3 protein-coding genes are annotated in these 8,370 nt (G+C 46.5%); all 3 read right to left on the bottom strand.

The genetic code is table 11. The features are described 5' to 3' along the window. On the bottom strand, positions 1 to 3,429 hold a 3,429-nt coding region (locus tag RIG68_RS01445; protein ID WP_350117972.1), incomplete at its 3' end, for a VCBS repeat-containing protein. A gap of 150 nt (positions 3,430 to 3,579) precedes the next feature. Further along, a complete protein-coding gene (locus RIG68_RS01440) occupies positions 3,580 to 5,319 on the bottom strand; it encodes a RagB/SusD family nutrient uptake outer membrane protein (RefSeq protein ID WP_350117970.1) in 1,740 nt (579 codons plus the stop codon). Positions 5,320 to 5,384: 65 nt separating this feature from the next. After that, positions 5,385 to 8,370: SusC/RagA family TonB-linked outer membrane protein (locus RIG68_RS01435; protein ID WP_350117968.1), on the bottom strand; the 2,986-nt coding region annotated here is incomplete at its 5' end.

The following is an 8,370-nucleotide window of genomic DNA, read 5'->3' as shown; positions in this document are numbered from 1 at the left end:
AGTCAACTCAATCCTCTCAGTATGTCCGTCACTATGCTTCAGCAAAGCATAAAAGTCAGTTGGGCCCGTTTTCACAACTGTGCCCTTGAATGCGTCATTTGGCAAGCCAAATACCTTCAGGTCGCCCCGGTTTTGGCTGGCGATAAAAATATCGTTGCCTGCAACTGAGCTTAGTCGTACCAGTGATTTGGCATCGCCTTCTACTAGGAAGCCACTCTTTGCAGAGAGCACAGGTGAGAAATTGCCTTTGCCATCTCCATAAAGCAGCAACCCTGTCAATGCATCATAGCGGCCAGGAAACACCTCGTTGCCATAGTCGTTGCCAACCATCAGCACATCCAGATGGCCGTCGTTATTTACATCGGTTGCTACCATACCATTGATGGGCGCTATTTGCGCCCTGATAGGCAAAGCAGTCATTTTAAATGTACCGTTCCCCAGGTTTTCAACATAGCTTGACTTCATGTAGTTGGCCTCCAATATCAGTGCACCTTCCAACTGCTGCGGGGTGAACAACTCAGCCATGGTGATTTTTCCGAATTGCTTATACCGTGAGAACATCTTCCGGAACATTGGGCTTTGTGAGTTCATCTCGTCCCAAAAATGGAGAGGAAACTCTTTCATGTCTCCGTTGTCCGTTTTAAAATAGCAGCTCATGATCAAATCGACGCTGGCATTGCCATCAAAGTCTTTGGCATAGGCCCTCAAAGGTTGCTCTGCTGTTGCCCGGTAGTAATTGTTCTCCCCCAGGTTGCCCGCCACATAGTCGGTATCGCCGTCTTTGTCAAAGTCGCCGGACACAATACTGTTCCACCAGCCCTTTTTCTCGAGAAGCCCGGTGCTTTGATCAATTTTGTAGGTGCCTCCTTCGTTTTTCACAAACGTGATGGGCATAAACTCACCTACCAGCACCATATCCACTAAACCATCGGTATTGTAGTCGGTCCAGAGCATGTCTGTTATCATACCTGCGTCCGCAAGAAAAGGTGCCTTCGATGCCGTAATATCAACAAGGCGCCCGTCTTGATTCTCCAAAAGCACACTTTGAGAAGGATAAGGATACGATGCAGGCACCACCCGCCCTCCGACAAAAACATCCAGGTCACCGTCCTTGTCAAAGTCAGCTGCTCTGGCAATAGACCCGCTGAACTGAAGCTCTGGAGAGACTCCGTCGGCCTGCAATTCAAAGTTGCCTCGCCCATCGTTCAAGTATAGGTGATCGGTGTACTTGTCAGACGGGAAAACGTACTCACCACCACCGGAAACTGCATACAAATCGAGATCACCGTCAGTATCAATGTCGAATAGCAGAAGGCCCATGTACTCATTTCGCCTTACGTCTTTCTTCTCGATACCCACTTTGTCCTGGAAGGTTCCGTCGTTCTGCTGAAGAAAGAATTGTATGCCCTCGTCGGCAGTTCCGCCAGCAATAAAGTCCTCAAGGCCATCCCCATTAATGTCGCCTACAGCAATGGCTGGCCCGTATTGGGTAAACTTGTGAGGCAGGGTTCTTTGAAGGTTAAAATCTATTTTATCTTCTTCTTTATGGGAAAAGGCAACCTGTAGCGATTTTGTGACGTCGGCAAGTACCGTCGGTTTACCGCCTAATGCCGGCATCTCCCTGGTAAGATTGTCTCCCGAGGCCGCTGATGAGTAATCTATCGTCAGCAACTGGTCTACCGCCACGTTAGTGAGGACGCTGGACTTACCATCGTACCAATCGACAACGACCGAGTCGACCGATTCCGTTTTCCCCATCCCAAAATGAGCGATATCCTCTACAGAAGACAGAAAGCCCCTATAGACGGAATGGTCGTGGTATTGCATTTGGCCATTGTCATACTTTAAAGTAATCTTCGTGCCAAGTCCAGCTTGATTCTCTTTATTGCCCTTAAGTTTGACTCGCAGAAAGTGAATTGAATCCTGCTTACTATTGCCCTTGCTGTTCAGCGTATTCTCATATACCAGGGCTAAATCATCTATGGTATTCACAACATAGTCAAGGTCTCCATCATTGTCGAGGTCGATAAAAGCGGCACCATTAGAGAACGAGGGTTTGTAAAGTCCCCATTTTCTGGTGGCATCTGAGAAAGTGAGGTCTCCATTGTTCTCAAAAGCAAAGTTTGAAATTTTTACAACCGGGATAGAATCGACTAGCATATCCGGCCCTGCAATATTGCCTACATCTGCCCGGTAGCTGGCAAAATCCTTGTCAGTAATGTCTTTGGGAAAGCCGTTGGTGACCAGAAGGTCTCTGTCGCCATCATTGTCCACATCGGCCAGCAGCGGCGACCAGCTCCAGTCCGTTTCAAATATTTCAGACATAAAGCCGATCTCACTAAATGGTATGCCAGCACCATTATTGAGCTGCAACATATTGCGCACATGCTGGTACTCATAGTCAAACTTTTCGTTATTGATGTAAACCTGATAGACGTTCTTTCCAATAGTTGTCTTCTTTCTGAAGTTTGTTTCCGGCAGCATATCAAGAGTCACGATGTCTACCCAGCCATCGTTGTTGATGTCGGCTATGTCATTGCCCATGGAGAACTGGCTTGAGTGCCTGACATATTCACCCAGTTTATTGGTAAAGGTGCCGTCACCATTGTTGATGTAGAGCAAGTCGTTGCTCAAAAAATCGTTTGACACATAAATGTCAGGCCACGAGTCATTGTTGACGTCGGCTATGGCCAGTCCAAGGCCAAATCCTTCATAAAGGATTCCCGCTTCCCTATTGGCTATTGAAAAGGTCCCATTGCCATCGTTTTTGTAGAATCTGTCGGTATTGGGCGCTGTACCGTCCACTATCTTTGGCCTGTAGTTGGTTGGTATGCGGCCACTTTGCACATTGGTAAGCACATACAGGTCAAGGTCGCCATCTTTGTCGTAATCTAAAAAAGCGGCGTTTGTACTCCAGCCATTGTCGTTGATTCCGTACTGCCTGGCCATCTCTTTAAAAGTTGGAACACCACCAAGCGTGCCTCCCTGGTTGACAAACAACATATTTTCCCTTCTCAGAGAATCGCTGTACATGGTGGCGCACACGTAGATGTCCAGCCAGCCGTCGGCATTTATATCCACCAAAGCGATCCCCTGGCTCCATTTGTCAGGTGCTTCAATTCCGGCTTCGGTAGAAACATCATCGAACTCGAGCCCGCCTTTGTTAATGAACAGCTTGTTGCTGGTTTGGTTACCCGTAAAGAAAAGGTCTGTCAGGCCGTCGTTATTAAAATCACCGGCTCCCACACCACCTCCGTTGTAGATGTATTCGTTGGTGAGGATATTAAAGGTGTCCGATTCAATGATTGTATTTGAAAAGTTAATGCCAGTATCGGATGCTGGTAGTTCTCTAAAGAGTGTGCTTTGTTTGTCGTTACACGAGGCCAAAAAAATGGCTATCAGGCCCGCCACTACTAATGCTCTAAACATATCAGTTAACTTTTTGCTTGACTACAAATTTAGGGCTAAATGTGATTTTGAGTAATTTTTGTGGGGTTACTTGACCCTATAAAGAAGGCAAAAAAAAGAGGTGACGATAACCGCCACCTCTTTTCATCTATTCAAATTATTTAATGCGAATTAATATCCGTCATTCTGCACAAGCACACCATTCATCAGGTCAATTTGACCCTGAGGAAGAGGAAGCAGAACGTCTTTAGGATCAAACGAAGCTCCACCCATAGCATTGATAAGGATTTTGCTTTCGTAGGCGAGATATGCGTTTAGGTCTTGAGCTGCAATTCCCCAGCGAACAAGGTCATAGAACCTTTGTCCTTCGCCGGCAAGCTCCAGCTTACGCTCCATTCTCACAGCCTTCTCTGCAGCAGTCTTATCTGTCCATGGAGTATCGTAAGTGCCTATTACGTAGTTGGCGGCAGGGCCTGAGCCATCATACTCCTGAACAAACGCAGCGTCATTAGCAGCTCTTTCTCTTACCATGTTCACATACTCACGTGCTTTTTCAAGGCTACCTACCTCAATTTCGCACTCGGCAGCCATCAGCAGCACGTCAGCAAAACGAATGATATTGATGTTCATGGCAGCATAGCCGGGTGTCCATGAGCTGTTGTCCTGAAAAGAACCTACGTCAGTCTTATAGTACACATACTTCTTAGGAGAGTAAGGGCCAGCGTTGGCCTGGTTACGGATCCAGTCAAAACCTGGGTGCTCCTGCCAGTCAAGGTAAGGAATACCACGGCGACCGATTGTAAAGTCAATCCTAGGATCAAGGTTGCCTGCGTCTTCTGTAAACGCCTCATCAGACTGAAGACCCTGGTCGGTTGCTACTTCGTTAGCTGGGCTATTGAAGGCTCTGTCGAACAAAGGAAGGCCACTTGCGTCAGTTCTGTAGTGGTTGGCCAGCTCAAAAGTAGGCGCAAAGAATCCACAGCAGTTGCCAGGACCATTTGCACCCGTGTTGTAAGGCCAGTTAAGGTCAAACTCAGGATTGGCATTGTTCACACTACCAGTGTTGGCAGCTGACTGATACGCCCAGATAGACTCTTCGTGATTGTCATTTTCAGCCTTGAAGATGTCGGGGAAGGCAGGCACCAAACCAACAGTTTTGCCATTGCTGGTCTTGCCACTTGTAATTACCTCATTGAACAAAGTCAATGCTGCAGCGTGATTGTTTTGATACAGGTTGATTTTACCAAGGTAAGCAGCAGCGGCAGTTTTGTTTACACGACCTGCCTGATCTTGCGTTTCCGGCAGGTTATCGTAAGCAAATTGCATGTCAGCCACAATCTTGGGATAAAGATTCTGATCATTTCCAACTTCGTCAACACCAGTACCATAATCGATGGTTTCATCAATGTAGGGGGTGTCGTCAAAGTTAATTTTCAATTGAAAATAGAAGTGAGCTCTCAAAAATCTAGTCTGAGCTTCTACACTAGTTTTGAAGGCGTCGGTAACATCGTCATCAGCATCAGCAATAAGAGCCAACACATTGTTACACCTGGCTACACCTTCGTACCAAGAAGTATAGGCTTCGTTGATTACTCCCTGAGTAGGAAGGTACTCATACCGCTGAATAGGGTTGATGTCGGAGAAGTCTCCAGGGTCAGTGCCCTTATTGTGTTCCCCACCACGGATGCTGCCCCAAACCCAGTTGGATGCCGAGCCCATACGGCGGTTTCTGCCATTCACTTGTGAATAAGCAGCTATCAAAGACCCATCTATGCCTTTGGCAGAAGTAAGCTGAGCCCTGGAAAGTGTTCCCGTAGGGGCAATTTCAAGAAACTCATCCTTACAACCGATCACCAGAACCGTTAAGGCAACAAACAGGCCTGCGGCTCCTTTTATTATATTTTTTTTCATGGTCATCATTCTTTTATATTTTTCAAAAACATCAATATTAAATTGATCGTTTAATCAAATTGTTTTTAGAAGCCGAGCTGAATACCACCCGTGAATCCCTTTGTGATAGGGTAGTTTCCAACGTCAACACCAAAGTTGATGTCAGCATTACCACCAACTGATGGATCAAGTCCCTCGTAACCTGTAATAGTCATCAGGTTGTTAGCAGAAACGAATATTCTCAACTGAGTCATTTTCAACCTTGACAACAAGTCAGCAGGCATTTTGTAACCAAGAGTGATGTTCTGCAATCTTAAGTACGATCCATTCTCTACATAGTAAGAGTTGGCCTGTGTGTTGGTGCTAAAGTTTGAAGACTTGTCAAACACTGGCTGATTGCTACCTGTATTGGTAGGGCTCCAGCTATCCTTTACACGTTCAGCAATGGCTGCACCTGCAAATGATGGATAGAAATCAGTGAACCATCTTGACTGGTTCCATATCTCGTTGCCAATAGACGTGTAGAAATAAGCCGCCAGGTCAAAGTTTTTGTAACCTAGTGAGAAAGTAAGACCACCAGTGAACGGAGCAACAGGGCTTCCCAAGAATTTTCTGTCATCTTCGGTGATTTCACCGTCACCGTCAACATCTCTGTAGCGGAAGTGACCCGGTGCTGCACCCGCCTGAGTAGCAGCAGAAGCAACTTCTGCATCGTTCTGGAACAAACCTTGAACCTCATATCCCCAGAAGCTTGACAAAGTGTAACCAACTGGGTTACGGATAGGAGCAATTCCTCTGTAGGTAGTTGTACCATCGGTAAAGAACAGTAGATCACCATCCAGTTTCACAATCTCATTCTTAAGAAGAGAGCCTGTTAGGTTCACCTCATAGGTAAGATCAGATGTAAGGTTGCCTCTGTTGATCAACTGTAAGTCGATACCCTGGTTCCTCATTTCACCAATGTTAACCGATGGTGCAGCCGCATAAACGCCTAAAGGAAGTGGTACTGGTAGGTTGAACAAAAGGTCTTTGGTGTCTTTTCTCCAGAAGTCAACAATTACGTCCAACTTGCCATCGAACAATGTACCGTCGATACCAATGTTTTGCGTAACCGATGTTTCCCACTTAGCAGCGGCGTTGCCTATTCTACTTCTATAGAAGCCCGCAGCGTTTCCGTTAGATCCTGCAATATCATAAGAAGAGTTGGCGATTGTAGTTGCATACAAACTGTACTGGTTGTTAGGGTTCACGTTATTGGAGTTACCCATAGTGCCGTAACCACCTCTGATTTTCAAATCATCAATAAAGGTAAGTGATGACATGAAGCTTTCAGAGGAAAGCCTCCAGGCTGCAGAAAAGGCAGGGAATACACCGTACCTGTTTTCAGCACCAAAGCGGGAAGAACCATCACGACGAATCACCGCACTAAAGATATACTTATCGTTCAGGATATAATTGGCTCTACCGAAATAGGAAGAGAAATTAACACCCTTGTCATAGAAGCTATTAGGTGGGTTTCTTGACCCAAGTGTAGAAATCGTCACGAAATCCGGATCCTGAGAAAAAGGGTCCAGACCATTGGCGCTCATACCACGGCTTACACCAGTGTTCAATGCTTCCTGACCAACCAAAAGGTCTATATTGTGCACACCGAACGTCTTCTTGTAGTTGGCCGTGTTGGTAAAGTTCCACTGAAAGCCCCAGTTGGCATTTTCGTTGTAGCTAAATGCAGAGTTGTTCTCTGAATTCTCATACTGACGGCGGCCATAGCCCCAGCTATAACCCGCTCCATACTGGCCACCTACGTTGGTTCTAAGGGTCAAGCCAGGAATTGGGTCATACTCCAGATAGATGTTACCAAAGCCACTGCCACTAAAGCCTCTGTTGTCCTTCTGACCGTCTCTCGTTGCTACAGGGTTACGTGGGTTATTGAAACCTTTAGAAGCAGTACCGGCGTAGCCGCCGAACTCATCATATACAGGGATGATGGTTGGCATACGGAAGGCTGAAAGAATGTCGTTTTCATCATCCGCTACACCCTGACCACCTTCATTTCCTTGTTGAGCAAGAATTGAACGGTAAGTGAACTGCATGTTTTCTCCAAAACGCAGGTTAGGAAGCAGATCAAACTCAGAGTTAGCTCTGAAAGAGTATCTCTTGAATTCATTGTAAGTGACAATACCAGCCTGATCCTGTGCACTCAAAGAGAAGTAGAAACGGCTTCTGTCAGTACCGCCATGAAGTCCAAGAGTTTGTCTCTGAAGAGGTGCCACTCTTGTGATGGCATCGTACCAGTCAGTTCCTGCGCCGGTAGCCGCTCTTGTGATCTGATAAACAGAACCCGCAGAAGGATCTACATTGTACATAGCAGCCTCAGCTGCGGTATAGGTGCCTATACGGCCAGACTCACCACCAACGCTCAAGAAATCAGGCAATACTGGTGAAGAACCAGTACCAAACTGAGGATGGCTGAAAACTGGCTCACGGCTTTCGATGCGTGCCTGGTTGCGCTCAGCATTCCATGTCCACTCAGCAAAGTCAGCAGGGTTCATCATTTCAATTCCCTTTCCAGGAAATGTCATACCAAACATGCTGTTGTAATCAATACTGATCTTCTTAGCTGTCTTGGAGCCTTTCTTGGTAGTGTATACAATTACACCATTAGCCGCTCTTGCACCATAGATAGAAGCAGCAGCCGCATCTTTCAAAACCGTAGTTGACTCGATGTCATCAGGGCTAAGGAAGTTGGTGTCTCCTACAGGAACACCGTCTACTACGTAAAGAGGAGCGTTACCACCGAATGCGCCGAAACCCCTTACCCTGATCTGGCTGGTTGAACCAGGCTGACCGTTGGTAATTACGTTTACACCGGCAATACGACCAGCCAATGACTGCTCTACGTTACCCGTTGGGATAACTGCGATGTCTTTTGGCTTTACAGTTGAGATAGAACCGGAAGTTTCACGGCGGTTATCAACTGTGTAACCAGTGATTACCAGTTCCTGAAGCTGCTTTACGTCGAGCGCAAGAGGAACATCAATCACACTTCTTGACCCTACTTCAACTTCCTGG

Source organism: Imperialibacter sp. (assembly GCF_040222385.1).
Classification (GTDB): Bacteria; Bacteroidota; Bacteroidia; order Cytophagales; family Cyclobacteriaceae; genus Imperialibacter.
The sequence above is the reverse complement of the archived record's forward strand: the minus strand, read 5'-3'. Positions and strand labels throughout refer to the sequence as shown.